19 protein-coding genes are annotated in these 20,593 nt (G+C 73.2%); 3 read left to right on the top strand and 16 right to left on the bottom strand.

Going from position 1 to position 20,593, the window contains the following annotated elements; translation table 11 throughout:
• Nucleotides 1-65: 65 nt before the first annotated feature.
• Nucleotides 66-1,076 (top strand): LacI family DNA-binding transcriptional regulator, encoded by a 1,011-nt coding sequence (locus F1D97_RS07875; RefSeq protein ID WP_236123276.1) that lies wholly within the window; start codon nt 66-68, stop codon nt 1,074-1,076.
• Nucleotides 1,077-1,125: 49 nt separating this feature from the next.
• Here F1D97_RS07875 and F1D97_RS07870 read toward each other — a convergent pair whose 3' ends face one another.
• The 4 genes from F1D97_RS07870 to F1D97_RS07855 all read right to left on the bottom strand — a co-directional run bounded on the left by F1D97_RS07870 (nt 1,126) and on the right by F1D97_RS07855 (nt 7,292).
• Nucleotides 1,126-3,570 carry a glycosyl hydrolase family 95 catalytic domain-containing protein gene (locus tag F1D97_RS07870; RefSeq protein ID WP_236123275.1) on the bottom strand — a complete coding sequence of 815 codons (2,445 nt, stop codon included), beginning with the start codon at nt 3,568-3,570 and terminating at the stop codon, nt 1,126-1,128.
• 10 nt (nt 3,571-3,580) lie between these two features.
• Nucleotides 3,581-4,576 carry a carbohydrate ABC transporter permease gene (locus tag F1D97_RS07865; RefSeq protein WP_236123274.1) on the bottom strand — a complete coding sequence of 332 codons (996 nt, stop codon included), beginning with the start codon at nt 4,574-4,576 and terminating at the stop codon, nt 3,581-3,583.
• Complete coding sequence (locus tag F1D97_RS07860; protein ID WP_236123531.1) at nt 4,573-5,520, bottom strand: ABC transporter permease; 948 nt, start codon at nt 5,518-5,520, stop codon at nt 4,573-4,575. Before F1D97_RS07860 ends, F1D97_RS07865 begins: the two co-directional genes overlap by 4 nt.
• 104 nt (nt 5,521-5,624) lie before the next feature.
• Nucleotides 5,625-7,292, bottom strand: a complete 1,668-nt coding sequence (locus F1D97_RS07855; protein ID WP_236123273.1) for a type 2 periplasmic-binding domain-containing protein — start codon at nt 7,290-7,292, stop codon at nt 5,625-5,627.
• Nucleotides 7,293-7,716: 424 nt separating this feature from the next.
• On the opposite strand from F1D97_RS07855, the gene F1D97_RS07850 reads away from it, so the two are divergent.
• Nucleotides 7,717-10,647: a glycoside hydrolase family 3 N-terminal domain-containing protein gene (locus tag F1D97_RS07850; RefSeq protein WP_236123272.1), complete on the top strand. Its 2,931-nt coding sequence runs from the start codon at nt 7,717-7,719 to the stop codon at nt 10,645-10,647.
• 2 nt (nt 10,648-10,649) lie between these two features.
• Here the strand turns inward: F1D97_RS07850 and F1D97_RS07845 are convergent, their stop codons facing one another.
• Nucleotides 10,650-11,030 carry a VOC family protein gene (locus F1D97_RS07845; protein WP_236123271.1) on the bottom strand — a complete coding sequence of 127 codons (381 nt, stop codon included), beginning with the start codon at nt 11,028-11,030 and terminating at the stop codon, nt 10,650-10,652.
• A gap of 182 nt (nt 11,031-11,212) precedes the next feature.
• On the opposite strand from F1D97_RS07845, the gene tatA reads away from it, so the two are divergent.
• Nucleotides 11,213-11,446, top strand: a complete 234-nt coding sequence (gene tatA, locus F1D97_RS07840; RefSeq protein ID WP_236123270.1) for a Sec-independent protein translocase subunit TatA — start codon at nt 11,213-11,215, stop codon at nt 11,444-11,446.
• A gap of 7 nt (nt 11,447-11,453) precedes the next feature.
• Here tatA and F1D97_RS07835 read toward each other — a convergent pair whose 3' ends face one another.
• The 11 genes from F1D97_RS07835 to atpE all read right to left on the bottom strand — a co-directional run bounded on the left by F1D97_RS07835 (nt 11,454) and on the right by atpE (nt 20,525).
• Nucleotides 11,454-12,695 carry an N-acetylglucosamine-6-phosphate deacetylase gene (locus F1D97_RS07835; RefSeq protein WP_236123269.1) on the bottom strand — a complete coding sequence of 414 codons (1,242 nt, stop codon included), beginning with the start codon at nt 12,693-12,695 and terminating at the stop codon, nt 11,454-11,456.
• Between the two features lie 75 nt (nt 12,696-12,770).
• Complete coding sequence (locus F1D97_RS07830; RefSeq protein ID WP_236123268.1) at nt 12,771-13,211, bottom strand: hypothetical protein; 441 nt, start codon at nt 13,209-13,211, stop codon at nt 12,771-12,773.
• Between the two features lie 83 nt (nt 13,212-13,294).
• Complete coding sequence (gene nucS / locus F1D97_RS07825) at nt 13,295-13,990, bottom strand: endonuclease NucS (protein ID WP_236123267.1); 696 nt, start codon at nt 13,988-13,990, stop codon at nt 13,295-13,297.
• 55 nt (nt 13,991-14,045) lie between these two features.
• Nucleotides 14,046-14,462, bottom strand: a complete 417-nt coding sequence (locus F1D97_RS07820; protein WP_236123266.1) for a DUF2550 domain-containing protein — start codon at nt 14,460-14,462, stop codon at nt 14,046-14,048.
• 10 nt (nt 14,463-14,472) lie between these two features.
• Entirely contained in the window at nt 14,473-14,751 is a 279-nt protein-coding gene (locus tag F1D97_RS07815) for a F0F1 ATP synthase subunit epsilon (protein ID WP_236123265.1), read from the bottom strand.
• Complete coding sequence (gene atpD / locus F1D97_RS07810; RefSeq protein WP_236123264.1) at nt 14,751-16,238, bottom strand: F0F1 ATP synthase subunit beta; 1,488 nt, start codon at nt 16,236-16,238, stop codon at nt 14,751-14,753. The genes F1D97_RS07815 and atpD overlap by 1 nt, the downstream gene beginning before the upstream one ends.
• A 62-nt stretch (nt 16,239-16,300) precedes the next feature.
• Nucleotides 16,301-17,200, bottom strand: a complete 900-nt coding sequence (locus F1D97_RS07805) for a F0F1 ATP synthase subunit gamma (protein ID WP_236123263.1) — start codon at nt 17,198-17,200, stop codon at nt 16,301-16,303.
• A 2-nt stretch (nt 17,201-17,202) separates the two neighbouring features.
• The gene (atpA, locus tag F1D97_RS07800; RefSeq protein ID WP_236123262.1) at nt 17,203-18,831 is read right to left on the bottom strand and encodes a F0F1 ATP synthase subunit alpha; all 1,629 of its coding nucleotides are present in this window, start codon (nt 18,829-18,831) and stop codon (nt 17,203-17,205) included.
• A 55-nt stretch (nt 18,832-18,886) separates the two neighbouring features.
• A complete protein-coding gene (locus tag F1D97_RS07795) occupies nt 18,887-19,699 on the bottom strand; it encodes a F0F1 ATP synthase subunit delta (RefSeq protein ID WP_236123261.1) in 813 nt (270 codons plus the stop codon).
• Nucleotides 19,699-20,283 (bottom strand): F0F1 ATP synthase subunit B, encoded by a 585-nt coding sequence (locus F1D97_RS07790; protein WP_236123260.1) that lies wholly within the window; start codon nt 20,281-20,283, stop codon nt 19,699-19,701. The genes F1D97_RS07795 and F1D97_RS07790 overlap by 1 nt, the downstream gene beginning before the upstream one ends.
• The gene (atpE, locus tag F1D97_RS07785; protein WP_317618973.1) at nt 20,280-20,525 is read right to left on the bottom strand and encodes an ATP synthase F0 subunit C; all 246 of its coding nucleotides are present in this window, start codon (nt 20,523-20,525) and stop codon (nt 20,280-20,282) included. The genes F1D97_RS07790 and atpE overlap by 4 nt, the downstream gene beginning before the upstream one ends.
• Between the last annotated feature and the right edge of the window lie 68 nt (nt 20,526-20,593).

Raw genomic sequence — 20,593 nt, 5'->3', positions numbered from 1 at the left:
GCGATTAGTCGACTTCCACGCTGAAAGCGTTCGACAACCGTGCCCGTCCCGCTAGGATCCGGCGCATGGCAACGATCGCCGACGTCGCGAAGCTCGCAGGCGTCTCGTCGTCCACCGTCAGCTACGTGCTGTCGGGCAAGCGGCCCATCTCCGCCGCGACCCGCACGCGCGTCGAACGCGCGATCCGCGAGCTCGGGTTCAGCCCGCACGCCGGCGCCCGCGCGCTCGCGACCAACCAGACCAACGTGCTCGGCCTCGTCGTGCCGCTGCGCGCGCTCGAGACCAACTCGGCGACGGTCATGGAGATCGTCGCGGGCGTGCTCGCCGCCGCCCGCGAGCACGGCGACGACGTCCTGGTCCTCACCGACGAGGACGTCGCGGACGTGCACCGGCTCGCCGCAGGCTCGCGCGTCGACGCGCTCGTCCTCATGGACATCGAGCGGCACGACCCGCGGCTGCCCGTGCTCGCCGCGCTGCGCCAGCCGTCCATCCTCATCGGCGTGCCCAGCGACTCGCAGGGCCTGTCGTGCGTCGACCTCGACTTCACCGCCGCCGGCCGGCTCGCGGTGCGGCACCTCACCGAGCACGGGCACCAGCGCATCGCGCTGCTCGGCGCGGGCGAGGCCGCCCTCGCGCGCAGCGCCAACTACGCGGTGCGCATCATCGAGGGCTTCCGTGAGGAGGCCGGTCGCCTGGGCGTGCGCCACACCGTGGTCCCCCTCGAGGAGTCGTACCCGCAGGCCGCAGCCGCCGTCGCCCGCGCGCGCGCCGAGGTCGAGGGCCTCACCGCGCTCGTCGTGCACAACGAGGGTGCGATGCCCGGCGTGCTCGACGCGCTCGCCCGCGAGGGGCTGCGCGTGCCCGAGGACGTCTCGGTGCTCGCGGTGAGCCCCACGCGCCTCGCGGCGCACCTGCCCGTGCCGCTGTCGGTCATCGACATCCCGTCGGTCGAGATCGGCCGGACGGCGGTCGCGATGGCCGTCGACCGGCAGGCGCGACCCATGGCCGTCGAGACGCGGCTGCTCGCGCCGCGCCTGTTCGAGCACGGCAGCTGCGCGGCACCCGCGGCCGTCTGATCCCAGCCGCGCGTCACGCTCGTCGGCACGCTCGCCGTCGCGCTCGTCGTCAGTCCGCACGGTCCACCAGCCCCGCCCCGAGGCGGGTCGCGCACCCCGCGCGCAGCCGCACGCGACGCACCGTCCCCTCGTGCACGACCTCGCGCTCCTCGTCGCGCGCGGCGTGCAGCACGACCTCGACGAGCCGTCCCGCCGACCAGCGCACGTCCACGACGAGCGCCCCGACCGCGCGGATCCCGACGACCTCGCCGTCCGGCCACGACCGCGGGAGGGCGGGCAGCACGCGCACCCGCGTGCGCGTCGCGGACACCAGCGCCTCCGCGACCGCCGCGACCAGGCCCAGGTTGCCGTCCAGCTGGAACGGCGGGTGCGTGGAGAACAGGTTGGGCAGCAGACCCCCCGCCTGCGGACCGTCCTCGTGCGACAGCACGAGCGCGTCCGCGAGCACCTCCTCGAACCCGGGACCGTCGCCGAGGCGCGCGCGCAACGCGGCCTTCCAGGCCATCGACCAGCCGGTCGACCCGGGGCCGCGCGCGTCCAGGCTCGCGCGCGCCGCCTCGGCGACGGGGCGTCCGACCCCTGGCACGGTGGGGTCGGACGGGTGCTCCCGCGGCGACCGTGCGGCGTCGCCGAGGAGCTCGTCGAGCGGGAAGATCCCGACGAGGTGGGAGAGATGACGGTGGTGCGGGTCGCGCGCCGGCGCGTCGTCGGGCCACTCGCGCAGCAGGCCGTCGGGACCGACGGACGGTCGCGGGAGCCGCGCGAGCGCGTCCGCCCAGCGCGGCGCGAGCGGCTCGTCGAGCGCGAGCACGTCGACCGCCTCGAGGCAGTGCGTCAGCAGGTCCCGCACGAGCGCGACGTCCATGGTCGAGCCCGCGCACAGCGCGACGGGCCGGCCGTCGACCAGCCGCTCGTTCTCGGGCGACGACGACGGGCTCGGCACCAGGGCGCCCGCACCGTCCGGCACCAGCCAGTCGAGGGCGAACGCCGCGGCGCCGCGCAGCACCGGCCACACGTCGCGCAGCACGTCCTCGTCGAGCGAGTACGCGTACCGGTCCCACAGGTGGCGGCACAGCCACACCCCGCCCATCCACCACGCGGCCCACGCCGGGTCGCCGTGGCCCCGGCCGACGGGCAGCGCCCAGCCCCACACGTCGCTGTTGTGGTGCGCGACCCAGCCGTCGCACCCGTACAGCTCGCGCGCGACCGCGGTCCCGTTCGCCGCGACCAGCCGCACGAGGTCGACGAGCGGCGCGACGCACGCACCCAGCCCCGTCGGCTCGGCGGGCCAGTACGCCATCTGCAGGTTGATGTTGAGGGTGTACGCGCTCGACCACGGCGGGCGGTGCTCGTCGACCCACACGCCCTGCAGCGTCGCGGGCGGCGCACCCGGTCGTGACGACGCCATGAGCGCGTAGCGCCCGAACGCGAACGCGGCCTGCGCGCGGTGCGCGAGCGGTGTGCCGGCGGCGCGGTCGAGCGCGTCGGGCAGCAGCAGGTCGACGGGCGCGCCGAACGACAGGCGCGTGGCGTCCGCGAGCGCGCGGTGGTCCGCGACGTGGCGACGCTCGGCGGCGTCGCCCGCCGCGGGGTCCGCCGGCAGCGCGGCGTCGGCCCGCGCGCTCGCGTCGGCCCGCGCCTGCGGCACGGTGCGCAGCGGACCGGGGTGCGGCCAGCGTGACGTCGTCGCGGTCGCCAGCACCGCCTCGGCCCACGTCGCCCCGACGACGACCGCGCGGTCGTGCGACCACGTCACGCGGCCGTCGGTCGCGACGCGCAGCACCGCCGCGCCGACGAGGCTCGGCTCGTCGCCGCGCGGGGTGCGGTCGGGCAGGTCCGGCTCGTGGCCGGGCGGGACGTCGAACGGCAGCTCGACGAGCACGGCTGCGCCACCGGGCACCGCACCTCCCGCCACGTACTCGGCGACCGCGTCGGGCGCCGGGTGGGCGGGCACGAGCCGCAGGGTGAGACCGAACCGGGTGCCGGTGGCGCGCCAGCGGGCGTGGAGGCACGAGTCCGGGGCCGACGCGTACCAACGGACGTCGAGGCGACCCGGACCGTCGGGCACCTCGAGGTGCTCGGTGACCACGCCGTCGCGCAGGTCCAGGGCGCGCCCGCCGTACCGCAGGCCGTCGCCGACGCTCTCGTCGTGCCGGGTCACGTCCACGCGCAGGTCGACGAACGGCTGGTAGGCCTGCGCGTACGGACCCTGCAGGTCCTGCGCGAGCGACGCGGCCTCGTCGTACCGGCCCTGGGCGACCGCCTCCCGCAGCCGCGCGAGCGTGCCCGGCCCGACGCCGCGTGCGCTCAGGTCCGCGAGCGCCGCCGCGGGTCCCCCGGGGCGGCCCGACCACGCGGTCGCGTCGTTGACCTGCACGCGCGCGTCGTGCACTCCCCCGTGGACCATCGCGCCGAGCCGCCCGTTCCCCACCGGGAACGCCTCGACCCACCGGCGCGCGGGCCCCGCGAACCGGAGCCGGTCACCCCCTGCCACCGGACGCGCCTCAGCCCTTCACCGCGCCGAAGATGACGCCCTTGGTGAAGTGCCGCTGGACGAACGGGTACACGACGAGGATCGGGATGACCGCGAGGACCATCACGGCCATCTTCACGGGCATGCCGGTCACGGCCCCGGTCCCGACGTCCACCTGCCCGGTCCCCGAGCCCGGCAGGGTCACGCCCTGCAGCACGTACGAGCGCAGCACGAGCTGCAGCGGCCACTTGGCGTTGTCGTTGATGTAGAGCATCGCGTTGAAGAACGCGTTCCAGTAGCCGACGCCGTAGAACAGCGCGACGACCGCGACCACGGCCTTCGACATGGGCAGCACGATGCGCGCGAGGATCCGCCAGTCACCGGCGCCGTCCATCCGGGCGGCGTCGAGGATCGCGTTGTCGATCCCCATGAAGAAGTTGCGCAGGATCAGGACGTTGAACGCCGAGACCGCGCCGGGCAGGATCAGCGCCCAGTACGTGTCGATCATGTTCAGCGAGCTGACCAGCAGGTACGTCGGGATCATGCCCGCGCCGAAGAACATCGTCACGAGGAACACGAACAGGATCGGCCGGTGCGCGAACGACCCCGGCCGCGACAGCCCGTACGCGGCGAGGACCGACACGACCACCGAGATGAGCGTGCCGACCGCCGTGATGCCGACGCTCACGAGCGCGGCCCGGGTGACCACGCCGCCCGAGAGGATCTGCGTGTAGGCCCGCAGCGTGAGCTCGCCGGGGACGACGACGAGGCCGCCCGCCTCGATGGACTCCTGCGTGGTGGACAGGCTCGTCACGACGACCGTCCACAGCGGGAACAGCACGGCGAGGACGACGAGCGTGAGCACGACGACCTTCGTCGTCTGACCCGCGACGCTGGGCCTCTCCTCCCACGTGGCGCGGTACTTGTTGCGGCGCGGTCGGCGCGGCTTCCTGTCGCGCGCGTCGTCGACGACGTCGCGCGGCAGCACCGCCACCTCCGCGGAGATCTCCGGAGTCGAACCCGTCATGAGCGCTGGTACACCCCCGCCTCACCGAACACGTGCGCGAGCTTGTTCGCCCCGAGGACGAGCGCGAGGCTCACGACACCCTTGACCAGGCCCGCGGCTGCCGCGAAGCTCCAGTCCCCGTAGATGACACCCTGGTAGTAGACGTAGGTGTCGATGACCTCGGACACCTGGGCGCCGACCGCGTCGCGCTGCAGGATCAGCTGCTCGAACCCGACCGTCAGCGCGTCGCCGAGGCGCAGGATCAGCAGCAGCACGATCACGGGCCGCAGCGCGGGCAGCGTGACGTGCCACATGCGGCGCCACCGGTTCGCGCCGTCCATCACGGCGGCCTCGTACTGCTCGGGCGGCACCGTGGAGAGCGCGGCGAGGAAGATGATGATCCCCCAGCCGGCGTCCTTCCAGATGGACTGCGACGTGATGAGCACCAGGAACGTGTCCGGGTTCGTCATGAACGTCACCGCGTGGTCGACGCCGTGGTTGCGCAGGGTCTGGTTGATCAGGCCCGCGCCGCCGAAGATCTGCTGGAAGATCGTCACGACGAGCACCCACGAGAAGAAGTGGGGCAGGTAGACGATCGACTGGATGACGGTCCGGACCCGCGGCGAGACGACGCTGTTGAGCAGGAGCGCCAGGAAGATCGGGACCGGGAAGTAGAACACGAGCTGGAACAGCGTGATCGCGAGCGTGTTCTCGACCGCGTCGAGGAACAGCGGGTTGTTGAACACCCGCTCGAAGTTGTCCCACCCGACGAACGGGCTCGCGACGAACCCCTGGTACGGCGAGTAGTCCTGCCACGCGATGACGTTGCCGAGCATCGGGACGTACGCGAACACGACGAGCAGCACCACGGCCGGCAGCGTCATGAGCAGCAGCGAACGGTCGCGCCTCAGCTTCGTCGTCCACGGGATGCTGCGCTGCGGCACGGCCTGCCGCGAACGGCGCACGCCGCGCGGCGCGGACGTCTTCGTGGCCCTCGCCGCGGCCTTCGTGCTCGCGGGCGCCGCCGCCGTCGACGCGGCGGCGGCACCCTGCGTGAGTCGTGCACCCGTCACAGCTGGTCCAGGATCTCCTGGTAGAACGCGCGCAGCTCCTCGCCGCCCGACGCCTTCCAGGTCTCGACCGCGGTGTCGAGGTCCGCGAGCGTCTTGCGGCCGCGCACGATGTCCTTCTCGAGGTCCACGAACGGCTGGCCGATCGACGCGTAGCGCGCCGGCTCGACGATCTGCATCGCGAAGAACAGCGGCTCCGTGACGTACTGCGCCGCGTCCGCCATCCAGGTGCTGTACGCCTCGACGAAGCCCGGGTACTGCACGCGCGCCTGCGCGACCGGCGGGTCCACCAGGAACATGTACGTGGGCTGCAGCTCCGTGGCGGCGAGCTCCGTCGGCACGGGCAGCCCGTTCTCGTCCTTCGTGTAGTGCACGCCCTCGACGCCGTTGTTGATGAGGTCGAACTCGGTGGTGCCGAACGGTGCCGCGAGCAGGTTCGCGAGCTTCAGCAGCTCGGTGATGCGCGCCTCGTCGTCCGACTTCTTGAGGAACGAGAAGATGTTCGCCGGGTTGCCCTGGAACAGCACCGGCGTGCCGCCGTCGGCCGCGATGGGCGCGAACGGCTGCTGCCAGTAGTCCGGGTTGCCGGCGAGGTTGTCGCGCAGCGCCTCGTGCCAGCCGCCGACGCCGTCGTTCAGGATGAGCGAGCGCCCGCCCTGGAAGCGGGTCTTGGCCTCGCCGGTGTTGCCGGCGACCGCGTCGGGGTGCACGGCACCGGACGCGAACAGCTTGCTGGTCCAGTCGAGCGCGTCGCGGTACTCCTGGGTCTCGACCCGGTGGACGAGCGCGTCCCCCTCGAGCTTCCACTTGGGCGGGACCGCGAACATCTGCGTCGCGGTGACCCACAGGTCCTCGGCACCGTAGACGTTGCCGCCCGTGAGCTCCTTGGCGAGGTCGAGGAGGTCCTGCGCGGAGCGCACGTCGACCGTGATGCCCTTGGCCTCGATCACGTCCTTGCGGTAGAACGTCGCGTCCGTGATGAGCTCGCCCGGGAACGGCAGGCCGTACAGCTTGCCGTCGAACACGCAGAACTTCCACGCGGCGGTGGGGATGTTCGCGAGGTTCGGGTAGTCCTTGACCTTGTCGCCCGCGAGGAACGGCGTGAGGTCCTGGAACAGGTTCGGCACGATCTCCGCGCCGAACCGCGGGGGGATGTTCCACGTCGGCACGCAGACCCAGTCCGGCACGTCCTTGGCGGACGCGAGCACGGTCGCGAGCTTGTCGCCGTACGTGTTGCCGTCCGAGATCCGGAACTCGATCGTCGAGCCCAGGGCGCCGTTGACCGCCTCGTAGTACTTGTTGCCCTTGACCGGCGGGATGGTGCCCCACAGCGGCGTCATCGCCGTGAAGGTCAGGCCCGTCCCCGGCGGCGTCGGCACGGACTGCACGAACGACTCCGGGATCGTCGTGTAGCCCGGGGTCGACCCGTCCACACCCGGGACGTCGGGCTTGGCGTACTCCACGGGGTAGTAGGCGGGCAGGACCTCGGCGGAGACGGTCGCCTGCGCGGAGGGGGCGGCCGCGCCGCCGCCCTCGCCGCTGCTGCACGCGGACAGCAGCGACGGCACACCGATCACCGCCGCGCCTGCGGCGATCATCCCGAGGAACCCGCGGCGGCCGACCTCGACGTCGGCGAGCCGGCCGGCTCGAGGGGTGGAGCTGTTCATGAGCGTCCTCACTCCCTGATGCGGACGAGCCCGTGCACGCCTCGTGCACGGGAAAGGCGGTTTCTCGGCCGCTCGTCGGTGCGATCGTCGCGCCACGGGTGGCCGTCGAACCGGTCGACGAACTGTCGAAGCGGTTCGACGGGGAACGTAGTCGCCGCGCGGGCGGAATGCAACCATGCCTGGCGTTCGAGGCGGGGACCTCCGGGAATGCCGGGTTCGCCGTCCGAAACCTGGACGTCAGGGCGGTTCGCCCGGGCGTCGCGCCCGGTGTGCGAGGATCTCGCGCACCGGGCCGTACCAGCCGACTTGTGATCCAGGTCATCGAATCGGTTCAATGATCGGCGGGCCGTTGACAGCGACGGCCCGGCCCTGCGCGACGACGCGCCCGCCGGCGCCCGGCACCACCGACGAGGAGAACCCCGACGTGACCACCTCCGTCCCCGACGAGCGGGCCCCCTACCGCGACCCGGCCCGCACGCCCCGCGAGCGGGCCCTCGACCTGGTCGCCCGCCTCACGCGTGACGAGAAGATCGCGATGCTGCACCAGCGCGGGCCGGCCGTCGAGCGGCTCGGCCTGCGCGCCTTCACGACCGGCGCCGAGGTGCTCCACGGCGTGTCATGGCTGGGCACGGCGACCGTCTTCCCGCAGCCCGTCGGGCTCGCCGCCACGTGGGACCCGGACCTGCTGCGCCGGGTGGGGGACGTCGTCGGCGTCGAGCTGCGCGCCAAGCACGCGGCCGACCCCACGGTCTCGCTCAACGTGTGGGCCCCCGTCGTCAACCCGCTGCGGCACCCCGGCTGGGGCCGCAACGAGGAGGGGTTCAGCGAGGACCCGTACCTCACGGCCGAGCTCGCGACCGCGTACGCCCACGGGCTGCGCGGCGAGCACCCCACGTACTGGCGCACCGTGCCCACGCTCAAGCACGCGTTCGGCTACAACAACGAGACCGACCGCGCCGTCACGAGCTCGCAGCTGCGCCCGCGCGTGCTGCGCGAGTACGAGCTCCCCGCGTTCGCCGGGCCGCTGCGCGCCCGGGCCGCCGGCGCCGTCATGGCCGCCTACAACCTCGTCGACGGCCGGCCCAACCACCTCGCCGGCGAGCTGCTCGACCTGCTGCGCGACGCGACGCCCGACGAGCTGTTCGTGGTGTCCGACGCCGCCGCCCCGGGCTTCGTCGTGGACCTGCAGCGCTTCTACGACGACCACGTCGCCTCGCACGCCGCGATGCTGCGCGCCGGGATCGACTCCTTCACCGACAACGACGCCGACGCCGGCCCGACGACGCAGCGCCTCACCGCCGCGCTCGAGCGCGGCCTGCTCGACGAGGCCGTCGTGGACCGGGCCGTCGCCCGCCAGCTCGAGCTGCGGATCCGCACGGGCGAGCTCGACCCGGACCTCGACCCGTTCGTCGTGCCCGCCGACGCGATCGACCTGCCCGAGCACCGCGCGCTCGCCCGCGAGGCCGCCGCCCGCGCCGTCGTCGTGCTGGAGAACGACGACACGCTGCCGCTCGCGCCCGACGCGGTCGTCGCGGTCGTCGGGCCGCACGCCGAGCGCGTCCTGCACGACTGGTACTCCGGCACACCGCCCTACACCGTGGGCCTCGGCACCGCGCTGCGCGAGCGGCTCGGCGACGCGCAGGTCCGCGTCGCCGACGGTGCGGACCGCCTGGTCCTGCGCTCGGCCACCACCGGCCGCGCCGTGCGCGCCGTCGGGCCCGCGCACGTGCTCGTCGCGGACGGCGACGCGGGCGACGCCGCCGCGCAGCACGACGCCACGCTCTGGGAGAGCGGGATGTGGACGTTCCAGGTCGCCGCGACCGGTCTCCTGTGGAGCGGTGCGCGCTGGGTCGCGCACGCCGACGCGACGCGGGTGGGCGGCTGGGTCGCGCAGGAGACGTTCCGTCGGCACGTGCACGACGACGGCACGTGGTCGTTGCAGCACGCGGGTTCCGGCAGGTGGCTGCGCGTCCAGCACGACGAGGCGGGCACGCTCGTCGCCGACGGCGAGACGCTCGCCGACGCCGAGCGGTTCGCGGCCGAGGTCGTGGGCTCGGGCGTCGCCGCCGTGCGTGCGGCGTGCGCGGGAGCGGACGTCGTGGTCGTCGCGCTCGGCAACGACCCCCACCTGGGCGGACGCGAGACGCAGGACCGTCCCGCTCTCACCCTCCCCGCCGGGATGCTCGACACGTGGCGCGTCGCGACCGACGCCGCGCCCGGCGCGCGGCACGTGCTGCTCGTCGTCTCGTCCTACCCCTACGTGCTGCCCGCCGACCTCACGGCCGACGCCGTCGTGTGGACCTCGCACGGCGGGCAGGAGCTCGGGCACGGGCTCACGGACGTGCTCGTGGGCGACGCGGAGCCGACCGGGCGCCTCGCGCAGGCCTGGCCGGCACTCGTCGAGGACGTCGGCGACCTGCTCGACTACGACATCATCGCCGCGGGCCACACCACCTGGTACGCGACCGCCGCACCGCGGTACGCGCTCGGGCACGGGCTCACGTACGGGGCCGTGACGTACGTGGCCGCGTCGCTGTCGGTCACCTCGGTGGCGGCCTCGGTCGCAGCGGCGGATGCCGACGAGGACCTGGCGAGCGGCGGCCGGGCGACCGTCCCGGTCACCGTCACCGTCCGCAACGACGGCGCGCGCCGCGCGCACGAGCTGGTGCAGGTCTACGCCGACGCCCCCGGCCACCGGCTGCCGTACGGCCACCGCCTCGTCGCGCACACGCGCGTCGTGCTCGAGCCCGGGCAGTCGCGCGACGTCGAGGTGGCCGTCCCCCTCGCGCGCCTGGCCACCTGGGACGTGACGCGTGACCGGTTCGTGGTCGAGCCCGGCGAGTACGTCCTCGGCATCGGGCCGTCCGCCGCGACCCTTCCGCTCACCACGACCGTGACCGTCACGGGTGAGCCCGTGCCGCCGCGAGCAGTCGTGGGGCACGCCGTCCGGGCGGCGGACGCCGACGACCTCGTCGACGTCGAGCTCTCGGCCCGGACGCGCGAGCGCGGGACCGCGGTGCAGGTCGCACGGCGACGCGCGCGCGGGTCGGTCCTGCTGCGCACGTGCGAGCTCACCGGCGCGCGGGGCCTGCGCGCGGTCGTCGCACGCACCGCCCCCGGGCCCGCGCGGGTCGAGATGGAGGTCGCGGCGGCTGCGCGGGGTGCCGACGCGGGCCACGCCGGGTGGCGCACGGTCGCGAGCGTGGACGTCCCCGAGGGCGGCGACCGGTGGACGTGGCACGCCGTCGACGCGCCGCTCGCGGAGGCGGTCGCCGCCGACGGTTCACAGGTCGCCGACGTGCGGGTCACGCTCGTCGGCGCGGCACGCGTCGCGACCGTCGAGCTCACCGCGTGAGGTCAGGAGCTGCGCACCAGCCAGCGGTGCCCGTAGGGATCGACGAGCCAGCCCCCGCGACCACCGCCGGGCATGTCGGCGGGCGGTCGGTCCTGCGTCGCGCCGGCCCGCAGCGCGTCGGCGTACGTCGCGTCCACGTCCGGGACCGACACCACGACCGCCGCGCTCGACCGCCCGCCGAGGGTGCGCGGTGCGTAGGCGCCGTAGTCGGGGTACTCGTCGGACACGTAGACGGGCGCGCCGTGGATGTCGAGCTCGGCATGCCCGACCCGGCCGTCCTCGTCGTCGTACCGCTCGCCGACGGTCGCGCCGAACGCCGCGGCGTAGAAGTCCAGCGCCGCCCTCGCGTCGTGCACGGTGATGTACGGGACGGTCGCGCCCATCGCGCTCCCCCTTCGTCGGGACCGACACCGACGTCGGTCGTTCGAGGCGATTCGATTGAACGCCGGGCCGTTGAACCCGTCAATAGCGGTGCGGACGGCCGATGTTTGACGGATCGGACATCCTCCGCGACGATGAGGCGTTGAAGCGCTTCGACGACGAAGCCCCGAGTCTGGAGAGTCCCGTGCTGCGAAACCTGTCCGCCTGGCACATCGTCATCCTCGTGGCCGTGCTCGTGCTGCTGTTCGGCGCGAACAAGCTGCCCGAGCTCGCGCGCGGGGTCGGCCAGTCGCTGCGGATCTTCAAGAGCGAGGTCAAGGACCTCACCGCCGACGAGCCGGCACCCGCGCAGCCGGCCGCGCCCGCGCCGGCGACCACGACGCTCGGCTCCGTCCCCGAGCAGCGTCCCGCCGCCTGACGGCCGGTCAGCCGACCGGCACGCCCGCCCGCAGCACGAGCTGCGGGCGCAGGTCGCCGTCCACGACGAGCACGTCGGCGCGCAGCCCGGCCACCAGGCCGCCCACGTCCCGCAGCCCCAGCACCGACGCGGGCGTCAGCGACGCCGCGCGTACCGCGTCCACGACCGGGACCCCCGCGTCCACGGTCGCCCGGACCACGTCCAGCAGGTGCGCGACACCCCCGGCGATCGCGCCCGGCTCACCGTCGCCGTCGACGATCCGCGCGACCCCCTCCGCCACCCGCACCGCCATCGGGCCGAGCTGGTAGTCGCCGTCCGCCATGCCCGCCGCCGCCATCGCGTCCGTCACGAGCGCGACCGCGTCCGCGCCGACCAGGTCGAACACCGACACCACCGTCGCGGGATCCAGGTGCGTCCCGTCCGCCACGAGCTCGACGACCAGCTCGCCGCGCGCCGCGGCCGCCAGGCACGCCAGGACCGGCCCCGGGTCGCGGTGGTGGACCGGGCGCATGCCGTTGAACAGGTGCGTCGCGGTCGGTCGGCCCGAGCGCGCCGCCGGGTCCGCGGCGAGCAGGTCGAACGCGCGGTCGACCGCCGCCTCCACCTGAGCCGCGCTCGCGTCCGTGTGACCGACCGACGGCAGCGCGCCGCCGCGCACCAGGGCGGCCAGCACGTCGTCGTCCTCGTCCCCGTCGGTCGAGTGCACGCCGGCCACCTCGGGCGCCACCGTCATCGTCACCAGGTGCCCGCGCGCGGCCTGCACCACGGCGTCCACGAGCGCCGGGTCGCCCGGCAGCATGTCACCCGGGTTCTGCGCACCGCAGCGCGCGTGCGACAGGAACGGGCCCTCCAGGTGGATGCCCGCGACCACCCCCGCGTCCGCCGCGTCCGCGAGCAGCGCGGTACGGGCCAGCAGCACGTCCCGCGGCGCGGTCACCAACGACGCGACGAGCGACGTCGTGCCGTGCCGCAGGTGCTCGTCCGCGGCCGCCGCGACCTCCTGCGGTGTCGTCGCGTCCGGGAAGCTCGCGCCGCCACCGCCGTGGCAGTGCAGGTCGACGAGCCCCGGCAGCACCGTGTCGTCCGAGGTCTCCGGCAGCCGCTCGTTCCACGGCGCGGGAGCCTCGTCCGCCGGGCCGATCCACGCGATCGTCGCACCACGCGTGACGAGGAGACCGTCCTCGAGGACGTCGGTCGGCGTGACCACCCGGCCGCGCAGCAGGATCTCGGAGTCGGGGAGGTCGCTCACGCCGCCATTCTCCCCCACCCGAGCACCGTCGCCCGGGACGCCGGGCCCGGTCGCGGCCTCGTCGGGCGTCGGGCGTCAGGCCCCGAGCACCGCCGGGTGGACCGCACGGCGGGCCAAGCCGCGCCGACGCGACCAGTCCGCCCAGACGGACGCGCCCGACGCCGACACCGCGCCGACGGCCGCGATCCACAGCCCGAGCCACGAGGCCGACCCGGACTGCATGACCAGCGCCGCGGACGCGAACGCCACCACCGCACCGATCGGCGCGTAGACGGCCGCCCGCACCGCCGACCGGGCGCCCGCGAGCCGGTGCTCGACGAGCATCGACGCCGTGCCCCCGACCAGGAGCACCGGCACCGCCGCGACGGACACCGCCACCGACACGACCGTCAGGCCGAACCCGCCGCTCCCCGCGCCGAGAAGAAGTATTGCGCCGATCACCCAGGACAGCACGAGTGCGCGCCACACGACCGCTGCCGCGCGTCGGACGTCGACCTCAGGAGTCGTCCTCGTCATGCCGCCCATCATGGCGGGCTGCGCCGTGGCGGGGGAAGGCCTCGGCACGTGACGCGAGGCACGCGCAACGGCCCACCGCGGGCTCAGAACAGCCGCGAGTCGACGTCGTCGACGCCGCGCATCGCGTCGTAGTCCAGCGTCAGGCAGGCGATGCCGCGGTCCGTCGCGAGCACCCGCGCCTGCGGCTTGATCTCCTGCGCCGCGAACACCCCGCGCACGGGCGCCAGCAGCGGGTCGCGGTTGAGCAGCTCCAGGTACCGCGTGAGCTGCTCGACGCCGTCGATGTCGCCACGTCGCTTGATCTCGACCGCGACCGAGCCGCCCGTCGGGTCCTTGGCGAGGATGTCCACCGGGCCGATCGCCGTCGGGTACTCGCGGCGCACCAGCACGTGCCCGTCACCGAGCAGACCGATCTGCGCGGCCAGGAGCTCCTGCAGGTGCGCCTCGACGCCGTCCTTGACGAGCCCGGGGTCCACACCGAGCTCGTGCGCGCTGTCGTGCAGCACGTCGAACAGCTCGATCTCGAGCCGGTCGTCGGACTTCTGGTGCTGCACCGTCCACACCTGCGTGACGCCGGCCGCGCGCGACTCGTCGTCCGGCTCCGCGACGGCGAGCGAGCACGGGGGGCTCATCCAGTTCAGCGGCTTGTACGAGCCGCCGTCGGAGTGCAGCAGCACGCTGCCGTCGGCCTTGACCACGAGCAGCCGCGTCGCCCGCGGCAGGTGCGCCGAGAGCCGGCCCGTGTAGCGGGCGGCGCAGGACGCGACGACCAGACGCACGCGAGGATCCTCCGGGACGAGAGGGACGAGCCCGGCCCGAGGGCCGGGCGACGGGTCAGAAGACCGAGCCGACGCGCGACGGCGTCGCCTCGATCCAGGAGGTCAGGCCCGCGTACGCGTCCGCGGACAGCAGCAGCTCGAACTCGACCGGCTGCGCGTCGGACCGGGCGCGGCACGTCACGACGAGCTGACCCGCAGCGCCGGGCACGTCGGCCTGGCGCTTGGCGACGATCGTGAGCGACTCGCGCTCCCACCGCCTGGCGGGGCGCGGGGCCAGCGACCACGAGCGCCACCAGTAGAACGCCGCGGCGCCGTACTGCGCCACGCCACCCGGCCAGCGGGTGCCGTGGCGCAGCGCGCAGCGGAAGGAACCCACGCGGCGGTCCAACGTGTGCCGTCGCGAGAGCCAGAGCGAGGCGACGAGCGCGAGCAGCACCACCGTCACGACCGCGACGACGAGCCCCCCGCGCACGCGACCGGCCTCAGTGGGAGGAGGACGTCGGGTCGCTCAGCGCGTCGACGACGATCGTGACGGTGTCGGAGTCGACGGACAGGAACCCGCCGTCGACGTGCCACGAGAGCACGCCCGCGTCGTCCGTGCGCACACGCAGCTCGCCCGCGCGGAGCACCGACAGGATCGGCGTGTGCCCCGCGAGGATGCCGATCTCCCCGTCGGCCGCGGGGGCAGACACCTGGCGGGCCTTGCCCGACCAGACCTTGCCCACCGCGTCGACCAGGTCGACCTCGAGAGCGGCCGCCATCAGACCCCGTACTCCTTCTGGATGCGGGCCCAGTTCTTCTCGAGGTCCTCGAGACCACCGATGTTGAAGAACGCCTGCTCCGCGATGTGGTCGAACTCGCCGGCCGCGATCTTCTTGAACGCCTCGACCGTCTCGGCCACCGGCACCGTCGAGCCGACGACGCCCGTGAACTTCTCGGCCATGTACGTGTTCTGCGACAGGAACTGCTGGATGCGACGCGCCCGCGCGACGACGGTCTTGTCCTCCTCCGACAGCTCGTCGACACCGAGGATCGCGATGATGTCCTGGAGCTCCTTGTTGCGCTGCAGGATCGACTTCACCTGCGTCGCGACGTCGTAGTGCTCCTGGCCCACGTAGCGCGGGTCGAGGATGCGGCTCGTCGAGGCGAGCGGGTCGACCGCGGGGTACAGACCGCGCGAGGCGATCTCACGGCTGAGCTCCGTCGTCGCGTCGAGGTGCGCGAACGTCGTCGCCGGGGCCGGGTCGGTGTAGTCGTCCGCGGGCACGTAGATGGCCTGCAGCGACGTGATCGAGTGACCACGCGTCGAGGTGATGCGCTCCTGCAGGAGGCCCATCTCGTCCGCCAGGTTCGGCTGGTAACCCACGGCGGACGGCATGCGGCCGAGCAGCGTCGACACCTCGGAACCGGCCTGCGTGAACCGGAAGATGTTGTCGATGAAGAGCAGCACGTCCTGGTTCTGCACGTCGCGGAAGTACTCCGCCATCGTCAGCGCCGAGAGGGCCACGCGCAGACGCGTGCCCGGCGGCTCGTCCATCTGGCCGAAGACGAGGGCCGTCTTGTCGAAGACGCCCGCCTCCTCCATCTCGACGATGAGGTCGTTGCCCTCACGCGTGCGCTCGCCGACACCGGCGAACACCGACACACCACCGTGGTCCTGCGCGACGCGCTGGATCATCTCCTGGATGAGGACCGTCTTGCCGACACCCGCACCACCGAACAGGCCGATCTTCCCGCCCTGCACGTACGGCGTGAGCAGGTCGATGACCTTGATGCCGGTCTCGAACATCTGCGTCTTCGACTCGAGCTGGTCGAAGGCCGGGGGCTTGCGGTGGATGGGCCACCGCTCGGTGACCTCGAACGTCTCGCCCTCGGCGAGGTTCAGCACGTCACCCGTGACGTTGAAGACCTTGCCCTTGGTGACGTCGCCGACGGGCACCGAGATCGGGGCACCGGTGTCGGTCACCTGCGCGCCGCGGACGAGGCCGTCCGTCGGCTTGAGCGCGATGGCGCGCACGAGCGAGTCGCCGAGGTGCTGCGCGACCTCGAGCGTCATGCGCAGCGTGCCCTCGCCCTCGCCCTCGCCCTGGCTCGACAGGTCGATGTCGACCGTGAGGGCGTTGTAGATCTCGGGGATCTGGTCCGCCGGGAACTCGATGTCCACGACGGGGCCGATGACGCGGGCGACGCGACCGACGCCGGGCGTGCCGGCGGCGGCGGCCGTCTCGTCGACGGTGGTGGCGGTCATGTCTGGCCTGCTTTCTCGTCCCGGGGTGGTCGACCCCGGCGTGGTCTTCGGTCGGTCGTGGCTCAGGAGGCCGAGGCGAGCGCGTCGGCGCCCGACACGATCTCGCTGATCTCCTGCGTGATCTCGCCCTGACGGGCCTGGTTGGCCAGTCGGGTGTACGTGCGGATGAGGTCCTCCGCGTTGTCGGTCGCGGTGTGCATCGCCCGCTGGCGCGCGGCGAGCTCGGACGCCGCGGCCTGCAGGAGGCTCGCGAAGATCCGTGCCCGGAAGTACCGCGGCAGCAGCGCGTCGAGGACCGTCTCGGCGTCCGGCTCGAAGTCGTACAGCGGCAGCGGGCCGCCGTCACCGGCCGGGGCGACGCCCTCGACCACCTCGAGCGGCAGGAGCCGGATGACCCGGGGCCGCTGCGTGACCATGTTGACGAACTGCGTGTAGACGACGTGCACCTCGGCGACGCCGCCCTCGTCGGCGGGAGCACCGAACCGCTCGAGGAGCGTGTCGGCGATCTCCCGCGCGGTCTCGAGCTGCGGCGCGTCGGACTGGCCGATCCACTGCCCCGCCAGCTCGCGCTGGCGGAACGTGTAGAAGCTGACCGCACGACGGCCCGAGACGTAGAGGTCGACCTCGCGGCCCTCCTCGCGCAGCTGCTCGATGAGCCGCTCCGTCTCGCGGATGACGGTCGCCGAGTAGGCGCCCGCCATACCGCGGTCCGACGCGACGAGCAGGACGGCCACACGGTTCGTGTCGGTCCGCGTCGCGAGGAACGGGTGCGTCACGTCCGAGTGCGTGGCCACGGCCGAGACGGCACGCGTGATCGCCCGCGAGTACGGCGACGCCAGGGCCACCCGGTCGCGAGCCTTGCCGATGCGGGACGCAGCGATGAGCTCCTGCGCCCGGAACATCTTCTTGAGCGACTGGGTGGACTTGATGCGCTGCTTGTAGACGCGCTGCGAACCGGCCATGCTCAGGCCTTCTTCTGCCGGACGATCTGCTCCTGCTCGACCTCGACCTCGGCGTCCTCCTCGGCACCGCCGACGAGCGGCGTGCCGTCGAACTTGAGGAAGCCCGAGCGGAACTGCTCGACGGCGGACGCGAGCGTCGTCTCGGTCTCGTCGTCGAGCTTGCCCGTCGAGGCGATCGTCGACAGCACCTCGGTGTTCCGACGCAGGTGGTCCAGCAGCTCGGACTCGAACCGCTTGACGTCCTCGATCGGCACGTCGTCCAGGTGGCCCTTCGTGCCAGCCCAGATCGACGCGACCTGGTCCTCGACCGGGTACGGCGTGTACTGGGGCTGCTTGAGCAGCTCGGTCAGGCGCGAACCACGGGCCAGCTGGGCGCGCGACGTCGCGTCGAGGTCGGACGCGAACATCGCGAACGCCTCGAGCGAGCGGAACTGCGCGAGGTCCAGCTTGAGCGTCCCGGAGACCTGCTTCATGGCCTTGACCTGGGCCGCGCCACCGACGCGCGACACCGAGATGCCGACGTCGACCGCGGGACGCTGGTCCGCGTTGAACAGGTCCGACTGCAGGAAGATCTGACCGTCGGTGATCGAGATGACGTTCGTCGGGATGTACGCCGAGACGTCGTTCGCCTTCGTCTCGATGACCGGCAGACCCGTCATCGAGCCCGCGCCGAGCTCGTCGGAGAGCTTCGCGCAACGCTCGAGCAGGCGGGAGTGCAGGTAGAAGACGTCACCGGGGTACGCCTCACGGCCCGGCGGGCGACGCAGGAGGAGCGACACGGCACGGTAGGCCTCGGCCTGCTTCGACAGGTCGTCGAACACGATGAGGACGTGCTTGCCGCCGTACATCCAGTGCTGGCCGATGGCCGAGCCGGTGTAGGGCGCGAGGTACTTGAAGCCCGCCGGGTCGGACGCCGGGGCGGCGACGATCGTCGTGTACTCCAGCGCGCCGGCCTCCTCGAGCGCGCCGCGCACCGAGGCGATGGTCGAGCCCTTCTGGCCGATCGCGACGTAGATGCAGCGGACCTGCTTGCTCGGGTCGCCGGTCTCCCAGTTCGCCTTCTGGTTGATGATCGTGTCGATCGCGATCGCCGTCTTGCCGGTCTGGCGGTCGCCGATGATCAGCTGACGCTGGCCACGGCCGATCGGGATCATCGAGTCGATCGCCTTGATGCCGGTCTGCAGCGGCTCGTGCACCGACTTGCGGGCCATGACGCCCGGCGCCTGGAGCTCGAGCGCGCGGCGCGCCTCGGTCTCGATCTCGCCCAGGCCGTCGATCGGCTGGCCGAGCGGGTCGACCACGCGGCCGAGGTAGCCGTCACCGACGGGCACCGAGAGGACCTCGCCCGTGCGGCGGACCTCCTGGCCCTCCTCGATGCCGGAGAACTCGCCCAGCACGACGACGCCGATCTCACGCACGTCGAGGTTGAGCGCGAGGCCGAGCGTGCCGTCCTCGAAGCGCAGCAGCTCGTTCGCCATCGCGCCCGGAAGGCCCTCGACCTGCGCGATGCCGTCGCCCGCCAGGGTCACACGGCCGACCTCTTCCGCGACGGCGCCCGTGGGCTCGTAGCTCTTCACGAAGCTGTCCAGCGCGGCGCGGATCTCGTCCGGCCGGATCGTCAGCTCAGCCATTGCTCTCTCCTGTCATGGGCCTGCCGGAGCAGGCTCAGCGTTCTGGGGTGCCGGTTCAGCCGGCGAGTCGTCGTCGGGCGTCGGCGAGGCGGGACAGCACGGTCGAGTCGACGACCTGCGCACCGACCTGGATGCGCAGACCACCGAGCACGTGCGGGTCCACGATCACGTTGAGCTGCACCTCGCGGCCGTACGCCTGCTGCAGGATCTGCGCCAGGCGCTCGCGCTGCGGGCCGCTGAGCTCGGTCGCGCTGGTGACCGTCGCGACCTCACGGCGGCGGCGCTCGGCGATGAGGTCCGCGATGCGGCCGAGCGTGGCCACGTAGCGCCGGCCGCGCGGGGCGGCGGCGGCACGACGCGCGATGATCGCGGTCACGGCGTTGCCGCGGCCCGCGAGGATCCGGTCCACGAGGTCGGCACGCGCCGCGCCCGGGATCGAGGCGTCGAACAGCGTCTGACGGACCTCGCGCTGCCCGGCGAGCGCACGCGTGAGCCGGAACAGCTCGTCCTCGACGTCCGCGAGCGTGCCCTCGTTCTCGGCACGCGCGACGACGGCGATGAAGCCGAGCCGCTCGAGCGCCTCCGCCAGGTCGGCGTCCGCCGACCAGCGCTGGCGCACCGCGTCCTGCGCGACGGCGACGACCCGGGGGTCGGCCGACGCCAGGAGCCGGCCGGCGAGCGTGGCCTTGGCCTCGCCCTCGACCGAGGGGTCGCCGAGCACGCGACGCAGCGAACCGGAGGAGTCGAGCGCGTCGACGAGCGCGAACAGCTGCTCGCCCAGGTCGGACGCCTGTGCCCCGGCGGCGGTGAGAACCGGCTCGAACCGCTCCTCGACCGCCGCCAGCGACGCGCGAGAGGTCCCGCGCATCAGGCCCCCTTGCCGCTCGTCGCCGTGGTCGCCTCGAGCTCGTCGAGGAACCGGTCGACGACGCGCGAGCGCCGCACCTCGTCCTCGAGCGACTCACCGACGATCTTGGACGCGAGCTCGGTCGCGAGCGCGCCGACGTCGGTGCGCAGCTGCACCGCGGCCTGCTGACGCTCGGCCTCGATCTGGCGCTGCGCGGTCTCGGCGATGCGCGCGGCCTCGTCCTGGGCGCGAGCACGCAGCTCGGCGACGATCTGGCCGCCCTCGGTGCGCGCGTCCTCACGGATGCGCGCGGCCTCGGCGCGGGCCTCGGCGAGCTGCTGGTGGTACTCGTCGAGTGCCGCAGCCGCCTCGGCCTGGGCCAGCTCGGCCTTGGCCAGCCCGCCCTCGATCTTCTCGGTCCGCTCGTCCAGCACCTTCTGCAGGGCCGGGAGGGCGAACCTGAAGAACGGGACGGCGATGATCAGCAGGACGACGGCCGACCAGAAGATGTCGTAGGGCTCGGGCAGGAGGAGCTGGATCCCGTCGGGTGCCTCCGAGCTCTCCGCGGCCGTCAGGACAGCCGCGGTGATCGCGGCGCCGCTCACGGGAAGAGGAACCCGGTGATGAGGCCGAGGAGGCCGAGGACCTCGACGAAGCCGATACCGATGAACATGGTGGTACGCAGCTGGCCGGCGACCTCGGGCTGGCGGGCGATGCCCTCGATGGTCTTGCCGATCAGGATGCCCAGGCCGATACCCGGGCCGATGACCGCAAGGCCGTAGCCGACGGTCGCGAGGTTGCCCGAGACGGCGTTCTCGGCTGCGAGGATGGTCTCCGCAAGAGCCACGGTTGCTCGTTCCTTCCGTTGGGTACCCGACCGGTCGGTCGGCTACTCGTTCGTGGGGTGGGGCGCCG

Origin of the sequence: Cellulomonas palmilytica, assembly GCF_021590045.1 — a bacterium.
Taxonomy (GTDB): Bacteria; Actinomycetota; Actinomycetes; order Actinomycetales; family Cellulomonadaceae; genus Cellulomonas; species Cellulomonas palmilytica.
This window is presented reverse-complemented; position numbering and strand designations above follow the sequence as displayed.